Source organism: Fictibacillus sp. WQ 8-8, from assembly GCF_024494405.1.
Taxonomy (GTDB): domain Bacteria; phylum Bacillota; class Bacilli; order Bacillales; family Fictibacillaceae; genus Fictibacillus_C; species Fictibacillus_C marinisediminis.
Map to the genome: position 1 here is coordinate 516,950 of NZ_JAMXKG010000003.1, position 17,410 is coordinate 534,359.

General features: G+C 41.8%; 18 protein-coding genes. 15 read left to right on the forward strand and 3 right to left on the reverse strand.

Annotated features, from left to right (window positions below; translation table 11 throughout):
- The 10 genes from M1K46_RS08040 (at window position 1) to M1K46_RS08085 (ending at window position 10,925) form a co-directional block, all read left to right on the forward strand.
- A complete protein-coding gene (locus M1K46_RS08040; RefSeq protein WP_256225651.1) occupies window positions 1-708 on the forward strand; it encodes a hypothetical protein in 708 nt (235 codons plus the stop codon).
- Window positions 709-789: 81 nt separating this feature from the next.
- Entirely contained in the window at window positions 790-2,976 is a 2,187-nt protein-coding gene (locus M1K46_RS08045; RefSeq protein ID WP_256225652.1) for a hypothetical protein, read from the forward strand.
- Between the two features lie 109 nt (window positions 2,977-3,085).
- The gene (locus tag M1K46_RS08050; RefSeq protein WP_256225653.1) at window positions 3,086-3,391 is read left to right on the forward strand and encodes a hypothetical protein; all 306 of its coding nucleotides are present in this window, start codon (window positions 3,086-3,088) and stop codon (window positions 3,389-3,391) included.
- A gap of 138 nt (window positions 3,392-3,529) precedes the next feature.
- Complete coding sequence (locus M1K46_RS08055; RefSeq protein ID WP_256225654.1) at window positions 3,530-3,793, forward strand: hypothetical protein; 264 nt, start codon at window positions 3,530-3,532, stop codon at window positions 3,791-3,793.
- A gap of 196 nt (window positions 3,794-3,989) precedes the next feature.
- The gene (locus M1K46_RS08060) at window positions 3,990-4,625 is read left to right on the forward strand and encodes a DUF4352 domain-containing protein (RefSeq protein WP_256225656.1); all 636 of its coding nucleotides are present in this window, start codon (window positions 3,990-3,992) and stop codon (window positions 4,623-4,625) included.
- Window positions 4,626-4,775: 150 nt separating this feature from the next.
- Window positions 4,776-5,618 carry a DUF5677 domain-containing protein gene (locus tag M1K46_RS08065; protein WP_256225657.1) on the forward strand — a complete coding sequence of 281 codons (843 nt, stop codon included), beginning with the start codon at window positions 4,776-4,778 and terminating at the stop codon, window positions 5,616-5,618.
- A 942-nt stretch (window positions 5,619-6,560) separates the two neighbouring features.
- Window positions 6,561-7,580, forward strand: a complete 1,020-nt coding sequence (locus M1K46_RS08070) for a zinc-binding alcohol dehydrogenase family protein (protein WP_256225842.1) — start codon at window positions 6,561-6,563, stop codon at window positions 7,578-7,580.
- 103 nt (window positions 7,581-7,683) lie between these two features.
- Complete coding sequence (locus M1K46_RS08075; RefSeq protein ID WP_256225658.1) at window positions 7,684-8,427, forward strand: SDR family NAD(P)-dependent oxidoreductase; 744 nt, start codon at window positions 7,684-7,686, stop codon at window positions 8,425-8,427.
- A gap of 88 nt (window positions 8,428-8,515) precedes the next feature.
- Entirely contained in the window at window positions 8,516-9,409 is an 894-nt protein-coding gene (locus tag M1K46_RS08080) for a cation diffusion facilitator family transporter (RefSeq protein ID WP_053354664.1), read from the forward strand.
- Window positions 9,402-10,925: an MDR family MFS transporter gene (locus tag M1K46_RS08085; protein ID WP_256225659.1), complete on the forward strand. Its 1,524-nt coding sequence runs from the start codon at window positions 9,402-9,404 to the stop codon at window positions 10,923-10,925. The genes M1K46_RS08080 and M1K46_RS08085 overlap by 8 nt, the downstream gene beginning before the upstream one ends.
- A 25-nt stretch (window positions 10,926-10,950) precedes the next feature.
- Here the strand turns inward: M1K46_RS08085 and M1K46_RS08090 are convergent, their stop codons facing one another.
- Window positions 10,951-11,322: a VOC family protein gene (locus M1K46_RS08090; RefSeq protein ID WP_256225660.1), complete on the reverse strand. Its 372-nt coding sequence runs from the start codon at window positions 11,320-11,322 to the stop codon at window positions 10,951-10,953.
- Window positions 11,323-11,468: 146 nt separating this feature from the next.
- On the opposite strand from M1K46_RS08090, the gene M1K46_RS08095 reads away from it, so the two are divergent.
- The 5 genes from M1K46_RS08095 to M1K46_RS08115 all read left to right on the forward strand — a co-directional run bounded on the left by M1K46_RS08095 (window position 11,469) and on the right by M1K46_RS08115 (window position 16,093).
- Complete coding sequence (locus tag M1K46_RS08095; RefSeq protein WP_256225661.1) at window positions 11,469-12,329, forward strand: LysR family transcriptional regulator; 861 nt, start codon at window positions 11,469-11,471, stop codon at window positions 12,327-12,329.
- A 78-nt stretch (window positions 12,330-12,407) separates the two neighbouring features.
- The gene (gene dapD / locus M1K46_RS08100) at window positions 12,408-13,124 is read left to right on the forward strand and encodes a 2,3,4,5-tetrahydropyridine-2,6-dicarboxylate N-acetyltransferase (protein ID WP_053354660.1); all 717 of its coding nucleotides are present in this window, start codon (window positions 12,408-12,410) and stop codon (window positions 13,122-13,124) included.
- Between the two features lie 25 nt (window positions 13,125-13,149).
- A complete protein-coding gene (locus M1K46_RS08105; RefSeq protein WP_256225843.1) occupies window positions 13,150-14,280 on the forward strand; it encodes an N-acetyldiaminopimelate deacetylase in 1,131 nt (376 codons plus the stop codon).
- Window positions 14,281-14,387: 107 nt separating this feature from the next.
- Window positions 14,388-14,633: a YkuS family protein gene (locus tag M1K46_RS08110; RefSeq protein WP_053354659.1), complete on the forward strand. Its 246-nt coding sequence runs from the start codon at window positions 14,388-14,390 to the stop codon at window positions 14,631-14,633.
- A gap of 149 nt (window positions 14,634-14,782) precedes the next feature.
- Window positions 14,783-16,093 carry a hemolysin family protein gene (locus tag M1K46_RS08115; protein WP_256225662.1) on the forward strand — a complete coding sequence of 437 codons (1,311 nt, stop codon included), beginning with the start codon at window positions 14,783-14,785 and terminating at the stop codon, window positions 16,091-16,093.
- Window positions 16,094-16,175: 82 nt separating this feature from the next.
- Here the strand turns inward: M1K46_RS08115 and M1K46_RS08120 are convergent, their stop codons facing one another.
- Window positions 16,176-16,382 (reverse strand): ChaB family protein, encoded by a 207-nt coding sequence (locus M1K46_RS08120; protein WP_053354657.1) that lies wholly within the window; start codon window positions 16,380-16,382, stop codon window positions 16,176-16,178.
- Between the two features lie 64 nt (window positions 16,383-16,446).
- Complete coding sequence (locus tag M1K46_RS08125; RefSeq protein ID WP_256225666.1) at window positions 16,447-17,301, reverse strand: mechanosensitive ion channel family protein; 855 nt, start codon at window positions 17,299-17,301, stop codon at window positions 16,447-16,449.
- Between the last annotated feature and the right edge of the window lie 109 nt (window positions 17,302-17,410).

A 17,410-nucleotide genomic window follows, 5' to 3' on the forward strand; every position in this document is an offset into this window, starting at 1 on the left:
ATGCCACGGTTTGGAGAATTAAGCAAAGAGTTACAACTCAAAATGAGGCAAATGGAGCACCTAGCGAACACGGAGGGCAAAGATGACCCTGACTGCAAACAACTCTGGAGGGAACTCGGGAAGTCTGAGATAGCGTGCTTTGCTCTTGGTCAAAAAGACGGCATTTACTCAGTTTGCACCAAAGCACCCACTGAGCACAGCTTAGAGTTACACAAACGCCCTAGGTGTGGCACTCATGGAGGGAGAGTCCCTCATCATGATACACTCCCTGAGGAGTCTAAGCTTGCAAAGATTAAGCACCTGAGACCAGACGCTCACATGATCCATGGATTGTACGCTGAGAAGTCAAACTTTGTTGAGTCACTCACTGAAGGGGAACTTCAGTTCATGGCATGGCTCGAGAATAATGTAAGAGAAAAATATGAGGTGGAAGAAGGTCTTGGAGATGTGATGCTTGAGGGGCTACTCCATGACGCTGTGATTCACTTTCGCATGGTTAACACTGGGAGACTGGAAAAAGCTTCTAAGCACACTGCAAAGCCTCTCATGGACATGATGAAAACAATTAAAGAGATGGGATGGAACAAAAAGGCGAGTAACCCTCAGAACCAGTCCCAAGAGGTACTCAACAAGTGGCTGGATAAGCTAGACGGACTTGACTCCTCAGGGAACCAAGAAAGCACGAAGGCTGAGAAGCCACTCAATTAATAAACTAAAAAGCTAACTCACAAGGGGGTCTTCCAATAGGAAGATTCTTTTTTGAGTGCTTTAATTATGGAGGTGAACTAAATGGGTAGTTCGATAATTGACATCATCATAAATGCTTCAGATAGAGCCAGTGATGACATTGACCGGATCAACAGATCCATTGACAACTTAGGTAAGAACGGAGGAAAGGTGGCAGCTATAACAACAGGACTAGTGGGTTCCATCTCGGCTTTGGCTCCAGCAGTTGCTGCAGTAGGTGCTCTCTCTTCTTCATTCGTGAGTGCTGGTATTGGAGCTGGTGCTTTTGGTGCTGTAGCAGTTTCTTCTATTGGTAAAGTCGTGAAGGCTTCTGATGAGGTGGCAAAAGCTGAGGAGAAGATCAAGAATGCTTCTTCAGCTAAAGAAAGGATTGCAGCTCAAAAGGAACTAGCTCAGTTATACAAAGGAATGAGTACAGCTCAAAAGGGTGCTCTCAAGGACTTGCAGAACTTCCAAGGATGGTGGGGCAAGTTTACAGCTTCCTTTGATACTCCTGTGTTTAAGGTGTTTGGAGAGGGGATGAAGCTGATTCAGAACACCATGACAGCTTTAACTCCAGCGATTAACTCTGTGGGGAATGTGCTTGGTGGCTTCCTTGAGAAGGTGAATGCTTCCTTTAAGACAGATCAGGTACAAAGCTTCTTTGATTACATTAATGGAACTGCTGGGAAGAACCTGCAAGCGTTCCTTGATATGGGGAGTAACCTCTTTGTAGGGTTTATGGAGGTAATGAAAGCTTTTGCTCCTCTGAGTGACTCAGTGAACGGTGGCTTAGTCAAGTTAACAGCAGGATTCAGGAAGTGGGCTGAGGGGCTGTCACAAAGTCAAGGTTTCCAGAACTTCATAAACTTTGTTAAAGAGAACACTCCAATGGTGATGAACTTGATAAGCAACCTTTGGGGTTTTTTAATTAAGCTAGTAGCAGCACTGGCTCCACTCTCCACAGTCATAGTAGGAGTGGCTCAAGGGTTTTTACAGTGGGCAAACACTTCAGGAACCATGGCAGGGATACTCGAAGGGCTCTCTAATACAGGTAAGTTCTTAGCAGATCACTTGGGAGCTGTAAGGACTGTAGTGGTTGCTGTAGTAGCTGGCTTTGTAGCTTTCAGGTCAGTCATGTTTGTAATAACACTAGTTCAAAACATCATAGCAGTATTTAAGATTATGAAAACAGTTATTACTGTAGTACGTAGTGCGTTTATGCTCTTCAACGCCACACTCCTAGCCAATCCAATTACTTGGATCATTCTTGGGATAGTTGCTCTGATTGCTATTGGAGTACTCCTTTATAAGAACTGGGACACTGTTGTGAAATATGCCAAGATCATGTGGACAGCAGTTAAAGCAGCTTGGAACGGAATGATTTCAGCCATTACTGGAGCTTCCTCCAAGATATGGTCAGCCATTACGAGCTGGGCTTCTAACATGTGGAACAAGATAAAGTCACTTTGGAGCCAGATCACTTCAGCCACCAAGTCAGGTGTACAAAAAATGATTTCAGCTGTTCAAGCAATGCCGGGGAAAGTAGCTAATTTCTTTCAGCAATTGTGGAGTAAAGCTAAGAGCTTGACCTACTCAGGAATCTCAGCAGTGGTTAACTTCTTTAAGGGTTTACCCGGGAAAGCAATCTCAGCGCTTAGCTCACTAGGCTCCAAGATTTCTACTACCTTCTCAAAAGCCATGACAGCAGCTAAGTCAGCTGTAATTAAAGGGATTTCCAGCATGATTTCAGCTATTAAAGGTTGGGCTGCCAAGTTTGTCTCCTCAGGGAAAGGATTACTTGATGCTTTTGCTAAAGGTATTTCCTCAGGGATCTCCAAAGCAGTTGGAGCTGTTAAAAATGGTATGAGTAAGATCCGTTCTTTCTTGCCATTCTCACCAGCCAAAAAAGGTCCTTTGAGTGACCTTGACAAGTCAGGAGAAAGCTTCTTCCCTACTTGGTACAATGGTGCGCTTGCTAAGGTTCCTCAGATGACCAGAGCAATTGGTGGAGCTATGAGCACAATGAACCGGGAACTTGAAAGTGGAGTTGGTTCTGCGAGTGTTGGACTCCAAAGTTTTGGAATGTCTAACAGAAAAACAGTAACAGTAGTTCATAAAGTAGAGGGCTCTGTTGCGGTGAACGGTGGAGATAACAAAGAGGTTGTTTCGTTTGCTGGTATGCAAGTACACCAGAACGTTCAGGACAATGTTTTTAAAGACTTACGTCAAGTAATGAGACGAGGATAGAAGGCAATAAAAGGTGAGACACCTCAAGGGGATGGATGCAGAAGCTCAAATGAGTGGAGTTTGTTCCTATGAGGCGTCTTACTTAAAAAAGCAAATGGAGGGGAAGCAAATGAATAGAGGAGATGTTTATTTGAGATTTAACACAAGGTTTACTGGAGATGACGAGGTTGAGCAAGTTTATTCTTGTTGGATTCACATTCCGAGCGTTCACAATGATGGAGAAGTAACAGATGAGCAGTTTATTGAAGCGTGCTTAAAGGAACAAACTCCAATATTTGAACAAATAGGTGGGACTATTTTAGGTATAACCTTAGATAGAGTCAGCGAATTTGAGTACATGCAACACGTGAGAAAGAACAAAGAGACTGAAGGATATGTAAAAGCAAAGCTAAGACAGTCTGGATGGAAAGTCTAAGGATCTTAAACATGAGCTGGCTCCTCTGGGTTAACTCTCAATGGTGCAGAAGGCAGTATTTATGAGCCGGAGCCTTGAGAGGTCACCTCAGAGGAGTAGCTCTTTTTTCTTTTGATTATTAGTACTGGAGGTGGTCAGATGTTCAAAGAAGAATTTGAAATGGGAAGCACCCTGTTAGTCACCCTGAGCGAAAACTTGAAGGTGGATTCTAAAGATGTGCAGCTCGCCATTAAGGATCTCCTCAAGTCTTACAGCTTTATAATTGTCAGCACCCATGATAAGGCTACTGAGGTCACCTATGAGGCTGACTTGATGAACTATGAGAATCTAATGATGAGCAACTCTTCAGGTGGCTCCACCAGTCGCAGATCCAGACAAATGAAAGCTCAGATGTTTGACTAATAAGGCTGGCTCACAAGAGCTGGCTTTTTTTTTATTTCTCCATAATAAGGAGTGTGGCGTCTTTCTCTTGTTGATTGGTTTTGTTAAAGAAGGCTTATAGCCCCGTGAAATGTTTACTAATTATATTGAAAACATTTCCATAGGTGCTATAATATTCTTGTTATAAAGATTTTAACTTACAAGGGGGATTTGAACGATGGGGGAGAAAGTTAAAAAGCCATTTTATAAGAAATGGTGGGTTTGGGTGATTGCTGTAATTGTTGTCATAGGTTTTGCTGGTGGCGGTACTGGGGATGATACAGCCTCCAAAGATGACAGCAAGAAAGCAGAAACAACTTCAGCTGAACCTAAAAAGGAAGCTCCAAAGAAGGAAACTAAGAAGGAAGCACCAAAAAAGGAAACTAAAAAAGAATTTAAAATTGGGGATAGTGTAAAAGTAGGGAAGATGAACTACAAAGTAAATAAGAAGCAATCACTAGCTCAAGTCGGACCTTCTGCGCTACCTGAGAAGGCAAGCGGTAAATTCGTAGTTATTGAGGTTTCTTTAAAGAATAATGGAGATAAAGCTGTAACTGTTGATAGTAGCTTTTTCAAGTTAATGCGAGGTAAGAAAACTTATGAGGCTGATACAGCAGCGAGCATGTCAGCAAATCAAGGAGAAGATGGAACTATTGAGAATAGCTTCTTTATGCAGGAGCTAAACCCGGATTCCACTATCTCAGGGAAAGTCGTATTTGATGTTGCACCTGAAGTTGCAGCTGCTGGAGATTTGACTCTTCAGGTTCAAACAGGTGCATGGGGTACTGAGACGGAAAAGATCAATTTGAAGTAATCCTTGAAAATTACAACTATGGGGGTATCTGTATCCTTATATGTAGCCATTTTTCATGAGATATTTTCCTAGAACCCGCTTTTAGGGAGCATTTAGAGCACTTCTTAATTGAAGTGCTTTTTTATTATACGATGAGAGGGTGCGAATAAATTGAACAAAGAAGAGAAAATTGAATATGCACATTTTTTAATCGAGGACATCACTAAATGGTTTTTACAAAAAGATGAACCTTACATAATACTACCGGATATGGAGTATCTCCGTGAGGTGATTACTCTTTATGCAAAGCAGTCTAATTTGTTTGAAAGTACACTTTTATTGCTAGAGAACAATCACGCTGAGGAAGCTTTTATCTTATTGAGATCAATGTTAAATAATTCAATGCTGATTGACTATTTGTGCCATGATAACGATGAAAAAAAGCGATATAGAGAATACATGATACAGCCATTGAAATCAGAAACAGCTTTCCTTAAGAATATTTCACAAGGGATAAAAAAGGGATGGATAAAAAGTGATTATCCAACCTTAGAAAGCAGAATTAAGAACAATGAAAAAATACTGATAAAAGAAGGCTTTATTCAGACTAGAGGTAAAAAAGTGAGAGCTGACACTCGATTAATTACCATTAAGAGTATGGCTGATTCGGATGAACTATTGTTTGCTCACTATTTAGCCTTTTATAGGGAAGCTAGTAAATATGAGCACTCAGATTTTGCTTCACTAGAAATATATAGACAAACTGTCGTAGAAGAATATCCAAATACCGTTGCATTTATTTTAGATTTATCCAGAACCGACCCTGAACTTGAGCTAAAAGTATTAAACCTTTCAATAACTATTTACTCGCTCACCTTTATGAGATTGCTTCAGCACATTAACAACAAACACGAGCATTTAATTCCTGAAGAGAATAAACAATCCTTGACAAATATAGCTGTATTAATTAGTAAATCCAAAGGTGAATTCCCCCTTGCTGAAGTAAATGGGTAAGAGTTGTATTATTTTTCACCAGCACAGCATATACTTGTGAGTTTGACACCTTCTTAGTGGACACTGTACAATAAAGACTGAAAGTTTAAACTGTACAGAGTCCATTACAGACTCAAGCCTACTAAGACAATAGCTCTAAAGACACCGCTTCTTAAATCACCTTGACAGGGTAGAGGTCGGGGGTTCGAACCCCTCTCGGGTCACCATAACAGTTTATTCAAAGTCCTTGATTTTCAAGGTTTTTTTTGTATTACAGAGTATTGAATTTTTATACTACAATAAATCGAAACACGTTAAAGGAAAAACGATAATCGTCTTTTCGTAAAATCGAATGTCAAAAGGACAGCTAATTTCAGCTGTCCTTTCGTGATATTCTCTGCCATTTTTGTTAGTGCCAAGTTGGTCTACCTAAGCACGAGAACCTTCATGATCGCAATAACTTCAGGTTCGCCCTTCAATGAACCAATTCTGAGACGGAGTCTTTTTGATAGAGTTTACGGAGTTTACGTCACAGCAATTAAATTTTACAATACTCCCATCAGCAATCTCTCCTGTAACAAGACCCTTATTAGAGTCATAATGTCTAAAGGTAATTTGAACCGATGTATCATGTAAACGAACAGTCACTTTGTTTCCCGATTTAAGGTGTTTAAATCGTTTACAAGTTTGTGAATGTTTTGAGGAATTCATTTTTCAACCACCTTCTTAAAAATTAGAACTTGTACTTGTCATAGTTTATGCGTTCCGATCATTGTTGGTTTGGACGGGCAGCAAAATTTGGACAAATACACGTTGGTAAACATAAAAGAAGCTGACCTTAAAGGGCTTTTCAGCTTCTTTTTTTCGTTTAACCAGTCTTTTTTAATGGTGTCCCGCTGTTTTTTTCTGTATCGTTGAGGGAAACATAAACAGAAAGAAAGGATGATAGTTTTGAGGGGAAAAATGAAGGCGGTAGGTTTGTATAAGTATTTACCGATTGATAATCCTGAGAGTCTGTTAGATGTAGAAATTGATAAACCAACTCCAGGTAAAAGAGATCTTCTCGTAAAAGTAAAAGCAATCTCTGTTAATCCCGTTGATACGAAAGTGCGCAGCCCGAAAAACGCCATAGAAAAGGAACCGAAAATTCTTGGCTGGGATGTTTCGGGCATAGTGGAAGCGACGGGTTCTGGAGTAAGTATGTTCAAAGCTGGAGATGAAGTATACTACGCTGGTTCCATTGGTAGACCAGGAGGAAATAGTGAATTCCATCTTGTGGATGAACGTATTGCGGCCCATAAACCAAAAACGTTCAGCTTTGAAGAAGCTGCCGCAATGCCGCTCACAAGTCTTACAGCCTGGGAAGGTTTATTTGAACGCCTCGGTATTGCTATGAAGAAGGATAAAAATAAAGGTCGATCCATATTAATTATAGGTGCAGCCGGTGGAGTAGGTTCTATTGCGCTTCAGCTTGCAAGTTGGGCAGGATTGACCGTGGTTGGGACCGCCTCACGAGCAGAGACCGAAGTCTGGGCTAAAACACATGGAGCGGACTATACAATCAGCCATTATGAGGACTTTTTACCGCAGCTGAAAAAAATAGGGATGTCTGAAGTGGATTACATATTTTGTCTGAACAGTACAAATCAGCATTGGGAAAGTATGATGGAAGCAATTGCTCCCCAAGGTAAGATTTGTTCGATTGTAGAAACGAAAACACCACTGAACATAAGCTTACTTCAGCAGAAGAGTGTAACGTTTGTCATGGAATTCATGTTCACGAGATCGCTCTTTGAAACGGAGGATATGAAAAGGCAGCATGAGATCCTGACAGATATGGCCAACATGTTCGATGAAGGGATATTAAAGGCAACATTAACGGAAACACTTCAACCGATCGATGCAGAAACGATGAGAGAAGCACATTCGAAATTAGAATCCGGTAAGACGATAGGAAAAGTAGTAGTAAGCCGCAATGAATAAACCCTTCAGTTAGACGGGTTTATTTTTTTGTTTTTTTAAGCTGTGAGAAGGGAATATTTTAAAAATCTAATTTATAGTAAATGAAGATAAAAGGATGATGCAGGTGTTTAAGAATAAAGTTGTCATCGTTACTGGAGCAGGACAGGGAATTGGCAGGCAAATTGCCATTGATTTTGCGGCTGCGGGAGCAAAAGTGGTGCTGGCTGACCAAAAGGAAATGGAAGCGAAAGAGACTTTGGAAAAGATACAGTCCAATGAAGGAAAAGCTCTCTTTATTCCAACAGATGTACGCAAGCCTGAAGATATTATCTCACTTATGGGGCAGACAAAAAGGGAATTTGGGCCAGTTGATATTCTGATCAATAATGCCGGCAAAGGGATTTGGAAGTCTCCGTTCGATTTGGACGTGGAAGAATGGGATAATGTCATTCAAACCAATCTTCGAAGTGTATTTCTATGTTCGCGGGAAGCCGCGAAACAGATGAAAGAAAATGGGGGAGGCTCCATCGTCAATATCGCATCGACCAGAGCAGCCATGTCAGAACCTAACAGTGAGGCATACGCGGCAACAAAAGGCGGTATTACAGCTCTCACTCATGCATTGGCCGCATCGTTCAGCGAACATGGCATTACGGTTAACGCCATCAGCCCAGGTTGGATTGAAACCCAAGACTATGAAGGTTTAAGAGATGTTGACCATCAGCAGCATTGGTCAAAGAGGGTTGGAAAACCATCTGATATCTCTAGCGCCTGTTTATATTTAACAGCCCCTGATAATAACTTTATTAATGGTGAGAACCTGGTGATCGATGGAGGAATGACAAGAAAGATGATCTATCACCATTAAGATAGAACCGAACGGATGAATTCATCCAGTTAAGGAATGCTATACGTAGCCTTTTTTAGGTGAATGAAGAATAAGAGGGTGAGAGACTGTGCCAGCTGAAAAGACACAGAGTAAAGTTGAGAGAGGGGTATATCTCAGTTTATCGGCATACATCGTCCTATCCCTGCTGAAGCTCGGGGTTGGCTGGTTCTATTCCTCTGAAGCTTTGGTTGCAGATGGATTAAATAACTCAACGGACATTTTGGCATCCGTCGCAGTTCTGGTCGGTTTGAAAATTTCAAGGAAACCCGCGGACCGTGACCATCCTTATGGACATCTTCGTGCTGAGACCATTGCATCCATGATTGCATCCTTTATAATGGTGGTTATCGGGCTTGAAGTTTTTATTTCTGCAGTAAAGAGTATCGTGGAATTTAAAATAAAGCCTCCATCAACCATAGCCGGGTTTACTGCCATTGTTTCAGCGTTTGTTATGCTTGCGGTCTACCGTTATAACATTAAACTTGCAAGAGAAACAGACAGCCAAGGGTTAAAGGCGGCAGCCCTTGATAACCGCTCCGATGCGTTCGTAAGCATTGGAGCGGCTGTTGGCATATTCGGAGCTCAATTTGGCATTGTGTGGCTGGATCCTCTTGCTGCTGTGCTTGTGGCACTAATGATCATCAAAACCGGCTGGGATATTTTTTACGAAACCTCACATAATCTTTCGGACGGATTTGATTATGAAGAAGGAAAAGAGATGGAAAAAAAGATCTTGCAGGTAATTGGTGTAAAGCAAGTAACAGACTTAAAAGCAAGAAATCATGGGAGTTCTGCTATTATTGATGTAACCATCCATGTAAATCCTTCGCTGAATGTCATTGAAAGCCACGAGATCACTGAGAATATTGAAGCAATGCTCAAGCAGGCGTATAAAGTGGGAAGCATATCTGTTCATGTAGAGCCGCATGAGATGAAGAAAGAGGTAGAGAGAAATGAATGAGAGTTTCAGGCAGACTGTACCTGACAGGAAAGAAGAGAGGCAGACAATAAGGCCATTGGTCCTTGCGTCAGTGATCATCGCCATGTTTATGGCAGCGATTGAAGGAACCATTGTTTCAACAGCTATGCCGGGAATCGTAGGGGACCTGGGTGGTTTTGCATTATATAGCTGGGTTTTCTCTGCTTATCTGCTCATGCAGTCGGTGACCATCCTTATTTATGGCAAATTGTCTGATTTATACGGACGGAAACCTGTTTTTATTATTGGAATTATTGTTTTTTTAATCGGTTCATTGCTGTGCGGTTTTGCGGCATCTATGAAACAGCTGATTGTTTACCGGCTTCTTCAGGGACTTGGAGCTGGAGCTGTGCAGCCGATAGCCACAACCATCGTAGGTGACATGTATTCCATGGAGGAACGTGCAAAAATACAAGGATATCTGGCAAGTGTGTGGGGAATCTCTGCTATTCTTGGACCATTGCTTGGAGGCTTTTTTGTCACATTTTCTCATTGGTCCCTTGTTTTCTGGATGAATATTCCCCTGGGAATTCTGGCGATGATAGGTGTCGGTAAATATCTGCATGAAAACATTGAGAAAAAGAGAGTACATATTGATTACCTCGGATCTTTGTTCGTTTTAGTCGGTGTAAGTGCTTTGATGGTCCTGCTCCTACAGGGAGGAACCGCCTGGCCGTGGAATTCTTGGGAGACCTATTTTTTGGGTATTTTATCCGCGGGCGTACTGTTCTGGTTTTTGATTCATGAATCAAAGTTTCCTGAACCGCTGATGCCTGTATTCCTGTGGAGCAACAGGCTGATTTCTCTTTCAAACGCTGCATCGCTTACCAATGGTGCAATCCTGATCGGCATTTCCAGCTTTCTTCCCGCGTATATTCAAGGGGTAATGGAACAGCCTCCAGTCGTAGCAGGATTTGCTCTCACTGCTATGTCAATTGGCTGGCCGATTTTTTCAACCATTGGTGGAAAGCTTCTGCTTAAAGTAGGCTTCCGGCCGGTGGCAACTGCTGGAGGCATCGCATTAATTGCTGGCTCGATCGTCTTCGTGTTTATGGATCCTTCCAAAGGGCCGGTCTGGGCAGGAGCTGGATCATTTCTTATCGGCTGCGGTATGGGGCTGACAAATACGACTTTTATCGTTGCCATACAGAATAATGTGGATTGGAGAACAAGGGGTATTGCTACTGCTTCTAACATGTTTATGAGAATCGTAGGCAGTGCATTGGGAGCTGCTGTGCTTGGAGGCATATTAAATACCAGATTGAGCACTTATTTTGAAGAACATGGGGACAAAAAGGTATCCCTCGATGCAGCAAACATTCTTTTGGATGAAGAAAAACGAAGCAAACTGAGCAGCTCTGTTATTGATCTTCTGCAGCACGGACTTTCGTTTTCCTTGGACGATGTTTATAAAGGGGTTCTTGTGCTGTCCGTGTTAAGCTTTCTTTTCTCGGCACTGCTTCCTAAACCTACCCATAATAAAACAGGAGATCAATAGTTCTCCTGTTAGATTGATTCCTGGTTTATTGTAATGTTTCCAGGAGCTCGATACGGTTGCCGAACGGATCACGAAAAGAAAAACGGATGATTCCAGGGATTTCAGTTTCATCTTTCACCACTACTTCTTTGGATTGGAGATACTGTTTTACGAGCTCTAGCTGAGTCACCTCAAATGCGGGGTGGCTTTTTCCTTTGGACGATTCTGGGTTTTCTACTCCGATATGCAATTCCTGGTTCCCTGCTTGGTACCAAAGCCCGCCGTTTTTCTTTAAACTCTCTGGTTTTTCAATTTCGCTGAAACCAAGCACACCAGTATAGAAATCTCTTGCCCTTTCTTCTTCTCCTGGAGGAATGCACAGTTGAACGTGATGAATCCCTTTAATATTTAATTTCATCCTGGTACTTCCTTTCTATATATGGAATGGTCTACCATTATCATAAATATTTCGTCAAATAATTGAAAATAGAATATAATAGTAAAAACTCATAAGTTTTTCTTATTGCTTAAATGTGACGATTGCTATTGTAAAGGAGGGACAGCATGCAGCTTTCTGAATTTAAAATTCTTCAAGTCCTTGCACAGGAATTGAATATGCGAAAAGCATCTGAACGGCTGTATGTTTCACAGCCGGCTTTGAGCCAGCGTCTTCAGACGATTGAAAACAGCTGGGGAACAAAAATCTTTTTACGGTCACAAAAGGGACTAGCGATTACAGCAGCTGGAGAGAAGATCATTGCGCACGTAAACGATACATTGAAAGAAGAAGAGCGTGTGAGAGAAGACTTGCAGTCATTGACCAAGGAAGTCTTTGGTACGTTAAGGCTGGCGGTAGCATCAATCATAGGGCAATACTGGCTTCCAAATGCTCTTAAGCAGTATGTCAGTTTATATCCTCAAGTAAATATTTCCTTGATCACAGGCTGGAGCAGTGAAATTATCAAACATCTTTATGAGGATCAGATCCACATTGGTATCGTGAGAGGAAATCCTGAATGGCGGGGAGAGAAGATTCATCTGTTTTCAGACAGCCTTTATTTGACGGATACAGACATTTCCACCGTTGAAGAGCTGCAAACAACAGATAAGCCTTTTATTCAATTCAAAAGCCATTCTACCTATTATCAGGATATTCAGGAATGGTGGCAGGATCATTTTAGTATTCCCCCAAAGAAGACCATCATCGTGGACCAGATTGAAACATGCAAGCAGATGGCTCTCCACGGAGTCGGCTATGCCATTCTTCCTTCGATTTCTCTGCGTGAAACAGACGAATTCTATAAGGTTCCGCTGCACAATAAAAATGGAGAATCAATGAAGCGCGACACTTGGATGATATCTCATGGAGGTACACTTGAGCTCAAACAAGTGGAGGCTTTCATAAAACTGGTCAACAGAACATAAAAAAGGATTTTTGGTTTGAATGTTGTTTGAAATAATGGTTTAATACAAGACAGAACGTATTTAAGGAGGAGCACACACATGAAAATGATGGATGCAAATGAAATTATTTCATTTATACAAAACAGCAAGAAATCAACACCTGTAAAAGTATATGTAAAAGGTGATCTGGAAGGGCTCCAATTTGGGGAAAACACCAAGTCATTCCTAAACGGAAGTACTGGAGTGCTTTTCGGAGAATGGAAAGAGATCGAACAAATATTGAAAAACAATGAAGGCAAAATTGAGGACTTTGTGGTAGAAAATGACCGCCGCAATTCAGCGATCCCTCTTCTGGACATGAAGCATGTGAACGCGCGTATCGAACCGGGCGCCATTATCCGTGACCAAGTAGAAATTGGGAATAATGCCATTATCATGATGGGCGCTTCCATTAATATTGGTGCGGTAATCGGCGACGGCACTATGATCGACATGAACGTAGTTCTTGGCGGCCGAGCAACAGTCGGAAAGAACTGCCATATTGGAGCTGGATCCGTACTTGCAGGAGTCATCGAACCGCCATCTGCAAAGCCTGTTGTTGTTGAAGATGATGTGGTCATTGGCGCAAATGCGGTTGTGCTCGAGGGAGTGACCGTTGGTAAAGGTGCTGTTGTGGCAGCGGGAGCTATCGTAATTGAAGACGTGCCTCCTTATACTGTTGTGGCAGGTACGCCTGCACGCGTAATTAAAGAAATTGATGAAAAAACAAAATCAAAAACAGAAATCAAACAAGAACTTCGCCAGCTAAACGACTAATTTATCAGGTGCTGATAAGATGAATATGGATACAGAGCGTTTTATAACGATCAGAAGACAGCTTCACCAGATTCCGGAACCTGGTTTTCAGGAGTATAAAACACAGCAATTTATTCTGGATTTTATTAAAGGCCTTCCAAAGGAAAGGATGGAGGTTCAGACATGGAAAACGGGTGTGCTCGTAAAAGTTCCCGGGCTTAATCCGAGAAAAACCATTGGTTACCGCACTGATATGGACGGCTTGCCGATCTCAGAAGAAACAAGTTATGATTTTACATCTGTTCATAACGGCTATATGCACGCCTGCGGGCATGATCTGCATATGACCATTGCTTTAGGTCTCCTTGATCACTTTGTGCATCATCCGGTAGACGATCATCTGCTGTTTATCTTTCAGCCAGCAGAGGAGGGTCCGGGCGGAGCGCTGCCCCTTCTGCTAAGTGAAGAGTTTCAAGCTGTAAAGCCGGATATGATGCTGGCATTGCATATTGCGCCAGAATACCCGGTTGGAACTGTGGCTGTTAAAGAAGGTCTTTTGTTTGCCAATACGTCGGAGCTTTTTATTGATTTGAAAGGGAAGGGCGGACACGCGGCTTATCCTCATCTTGCGAATGATATGGTCGTGGCGGCGAGCCACCTTGTGACACAGCTTCAGTCTGTTGTTTCAAGGAACATAGATCCTCTTGATTCAGCCGTGATAACCGTCGGAAAAATTACAGGCGGCACAAAGCAGAATATCATTGCTGAAACAGCTCGATTAGAAGGCACGATCCGCACTCTTTCCTCAGCTTCAATGATCAAGGTTAAATCACGTATTGAAGCCATTATAAAAGGAATTGAAGCTTCTTTTGAATGTGAAGCGGCCATTGATTATGGATCCAACTATTACCAAGTCTATAATCATGAGGAGCTGACCAAAGAATTTATTTCATTTCTCGAGTCCAGCAAACCTGCGGATTTCTATCGATGCCGAGAAGCCATGACAGGAGAAGATTTTGGCTATTTCTTAAAAGAAATACCTGGGTTTATGTTCTGGCTGGGAGTGGACTGTGAATATGGTCTGCATCATTCCTGCATTGAACCAAAAGAAGAGGCTATACCTGTTGCAATGCGCACGCTGTCCTCTTATATTGAATGGAAAGCTACATCCCAATGATCAGATTGAATTTAAAAAGCGGCCCCTGGCCGCTTTTTTATTTGTGTGAAGAGGGATAAGCAGGCATTTCATTGGACAGATTAAAAAATGCTAAGGAGGTGGAAACGATGGCTAGAATTGGTGTGGAGGAATCCTTAACTAATGTTTCCGATGCTTTAAAAGCTAAAGGCTATGATGTAGTGGCACTTCGCCAGGAAAATGATGTGAATGGATGTGACTGCTGCGTCATCTCAGGGCAGGATGAAAATGTCATGGGAATGCAAAATGCAGTAGTGCAAGGTTCTGTTATTAACGCGGATGGAATGAGCGCAGACGATGTTTGCCAAGCGGTAGAAAGCAAACTTCAGCAATAAAACGGAAGGGGAACAGCCGGTATCGGGCTGTTCCTTCGTCTTGTCTGTGCGTTTATCTGTAAGGTAGAGAGGGTAACCTTTATTATCCCTACTCTAATTCTATTGGCAGGAGGTGACGATCCTTAATCAGTCTGGTTAAGGATTATCAAATGGCACTATTTAATATTGTAATGATTATCGCACTAATTCTTATAACCGCTTTTTTTGTAGCTTCTGAATTTGCCATCGTAAAAGTTCGTGCAACTCGAATCGATTTTCTGGCAGAGCAAGGCAATGGAAATGCAAAAGCAGTTAAAAAAATTCTCTCCAACTTAGATGGCTATCTATCGTCGACCCAGCTGGGGATTACCATTACATCACTTGCTCTTGGCGGACTTGGAGAACCGACAGTAGAGACGCTGCTGAAGCCGTTATTTCATCACGTAAATCTGCCTCCCCAGGTTCTTCATACCATTTCCTTTATCATAGCTTTTACGGCCATCACTTATTTTGAAGTGGTACTGGGTGAACTGGCGCCAAAATCATTTGCCATCCGAAAAGCTGAAGAGATCAGCCTTGCAGTAGCCAAGCCCTTAATCGCTTTCAGTTATGTCATGTTCCCGTTTATTTTTGTCCTTAACCGCTCAGCAGCAGTGCTGACAAGGATGTTAGGACTGAAAAGAAGTGAAGAACATGAAATTGCTCATAATGAAGAAGAATTGCGCCATCTGCTCTCAGAAAGTTTTGAAGGCGGAGAGATCAATCAATCAGAATATCGTTATGTAAACAAGATCTTTGAGTTTGATGACCGCCTGGCAAAAGAAATCATGGTGCCGCGGACAGAGATCGTATGCTTATATAAAGAAAACAGTTTTAAAGAGAATTTAAATGTTATGAGGGAAGAGAAATTCACTAGATATCCGGTAGCCGTGGATGATAAAGACCATATTGTCGGTCTTGTCAACATTAAGGAATTCTTTAATGAGCATGTTACGAATGAAGAAGAAGAATTAGAAAAATACATAAGGCCTATCATTTCCGTTCATGAATCATATCCTATCCAGGAGCTTCTTGTAAAGATGCAAAAGGAAAGAGTACACATGGCTGTATTAATGGATGAGTATGGAGGAACCTCCGGAATCGTTACAGTTGAGGACATTATTGAAGAAATTGTCGGAGAGATACGGGATGAGTTTGATGAAGATGAAGAGCCAAGAATTAAAAAGATAAATGACAATGTGACGATTTTGGATGGAAAAGTACTCATCTCGGAAGTAAACGAATTATTCCATTTGGATTTAGATGATACTGATTTAGATACGATCGGCGGATGGATACTGAGCCAGCGTGGAGAGGTTGGGCTGGATGAAGAAATAGAGCATGAAGGTTATTCATTTAAGGTGATTGAAACAGATGGCCACCAGATTAAAAAGTTAAAAGTACTGAAAAAATCAGAAGAAGAATCACAGACGGAATCTTAACCCGCAGAATGGGAAAGGTCCCGTTTTTATTTCCGGCGCAAAAAGCTGACTTCCCGCATGATGCGGACCAGTCAGCTTCTTTTTATTGGTCTTCTTTTTTTACCCATTCATCGTTGTCATTTTTTTTATATTTCTTTTTGACAGCACTCCAGGCCACTTTAAAGGCAGTTTCTTCTTCTTTATATTCGTCTGAAGCTGAATTAAAAGCCTCTTTAAAAATTTCCTGCGCATGATGGGGCAAGTTGTCTTTCACTTGGTCGGGCAATTCTTTAATGGAATCATATGGCATCAGTTAACCTCCCTAAAAGTCATTCTTACTGAAAAGAATACCCGAAGAACTGCCTGTTTAATCATCACACGCCGGGCTCGCTGGACCCTTCATTTGAATCTTCTTCAGGTGATGGAAGGCTGATGCCAGCTTGTCTGAATCTTTGCTGAAGCCGATCCTTGATCTTTTGTTCCATACTCCATTGCTTTAGATTTTCGGTTCTTGCAAGAATTCGAAGAACCGTCAGGCCAGTATCGGCTTCGACTACCGGCAGTACGTTAGGCCCTTCGAGGATCGCAGGTTCTTCCTGCTGTAATAAGCGGCTTTCTTCCTTAACGATCTGCAGCGCTTCTTCTACCTGAGGAGTAGAGGGGATTTTGAAATCCACAAGAGCTCTCATATTGCCTCTTGAGTGATTGCTTACACTTGTTATTAAGCGGTTAGGAATATAATGAAGGGTTCCGTCAAAGCCGCGTACCTTGGTTGTACGGAGTTCTACATTTTCAACGATGCCATTAAAGGTTCCGGTCGTAATATAATCTCCAACATCGATTTGTTTTTCGAGCAGAATAAAAAATCCGGTGACAACATCATTGACAAGTCCTTGGGCACCAAAACCAATCGCGAGTCCTACGATTCCGGCACCTGCAAGCAAACCGCGGATATCTATGCTAAACAATCCAAAAACGGCGACGAAGGCCATAAATATCAAAGCATATGTATACACGCTGATCACAAGCGTTGCAAGGGTTTTTGCCCTGAAATTTGACATGCCTTTCCTGTTGGACATTCGTCCAAAGGTCGTACTAATGATCTTCCTTCCTATATTTCGTACAACAATATATACAATAAAGATGGCTAAAAGCTTTAAAACTAAAATTCCAGTACTTAATGAAAGTGCGCCAAAGTCAATCTCCGTAAAATTTTTGTAATCTGGCATTAAAACAATGTCCTCCTTTAGTCATTGTATCCTTTTTATTATGCATAACAGTATAACTGACTAAACTGTGTGTAATCCAATTATTTCACTTCTTTTGATTAACTTGTTA

Coding starts and splice junctions, on each gene's coding strand:
- M1K46_RS08105 (WP_256225843.1), top strand. CDS start 13,150: ATGGATACAGAGCGTTTTATAACGATCAGAAGACAGCTTCACCAGATT.
- M1K46_RS08060 (WP_256225656.1), top strand. CDS start 3,990: ATGGGGGAGAAAGTTAAAAAGCCATTTTATAAGAAATGGTGGGTTTGG.
- M1K46_RS08070 (WP_256225842.1), top strand. CDS start 6,561: ATGAAGGCGGTAGGTTTGTATAAGTATTTACCGATTGATAATCCTGAG.
- M1K46_RS08085 (WP_256225659.1), top strand. CDS start 9,402: ATGAATGAGAGTTTCAGGCAGACTGTACCTGACAGGAAAGAAGAGAGG.
- M1K46_RS08115 (WP_256225662.1), top strand. CDS start 14,783: ATGGCACTATTTAATATTGTAATGATTATCGCACTAATTCTTATAACC.
- M1K46_RS08040 (WP_256225651.1), top strand. CDS start 1: ATGCCACGGTTTGGAGAATTAAGCAAAGAGTTACAACTCAAAATGAGG.
- M1K46_RS08055 (WP_256225654.1), top strand. CDS start 3,530: ATGTTCAAAGAAGAATTTGAAATGGGAAGCACCCTGTTAGTCACCCTG.
- M1K46_RS08125 (WP_256225666.1), bottom strand. CDS start 17,301: ATGCCAGATTACAAAAATTTTACGGAGATTGACTTTGGCGCACTTTCA.
- M1K46_RS08120 (WP_053354657.1), bottom strand. CDS start 16,382: ATGCCATATGATTCCATTAAAGAATTGCCCGACCAAGTGAAAGACAAC.
- dapD (WP_053354660.1), top strand. CDS start 12,408: ATGAAAATGATGGATGCAAATGAAATTATTTCATTTATACAAAACAGC.
- M1K46_RS08110 (WP_053354659.1), top strand. CDS start 14,388: ATGGCTAGAATTGGTGTGGAGGAATCCTTAACTAATGTTTCCGATGCT.
- M1K46_RS08095 (WP_256225661.1), top strand. CDS start 11,469: ATGCAGCTTTCTGAATTTAAAATTCTTCAAGTCCTTGCACAGGAATTG.
- M1K46_RS08045 (WP_256225652.1), top strand. CDS start 790: ATGGGTAGTTCGATAATTGACATCATCATAAATGCTTCAGATAGAGCC.
- M1K46_RS08090 (WP_256225660.1), bottom strand. CDS start 11,322: ATGAAATTAAATATTAAAGGGATTCATCACGTTCAACTGTGCATTCCT.
- M1K46_RS08050 (WP_256225653.1), top strand. CDS start 3,086: ATGAATAGAGGAGATGTTTATTTGAGATTTAACACAAGGTTTACTGGA.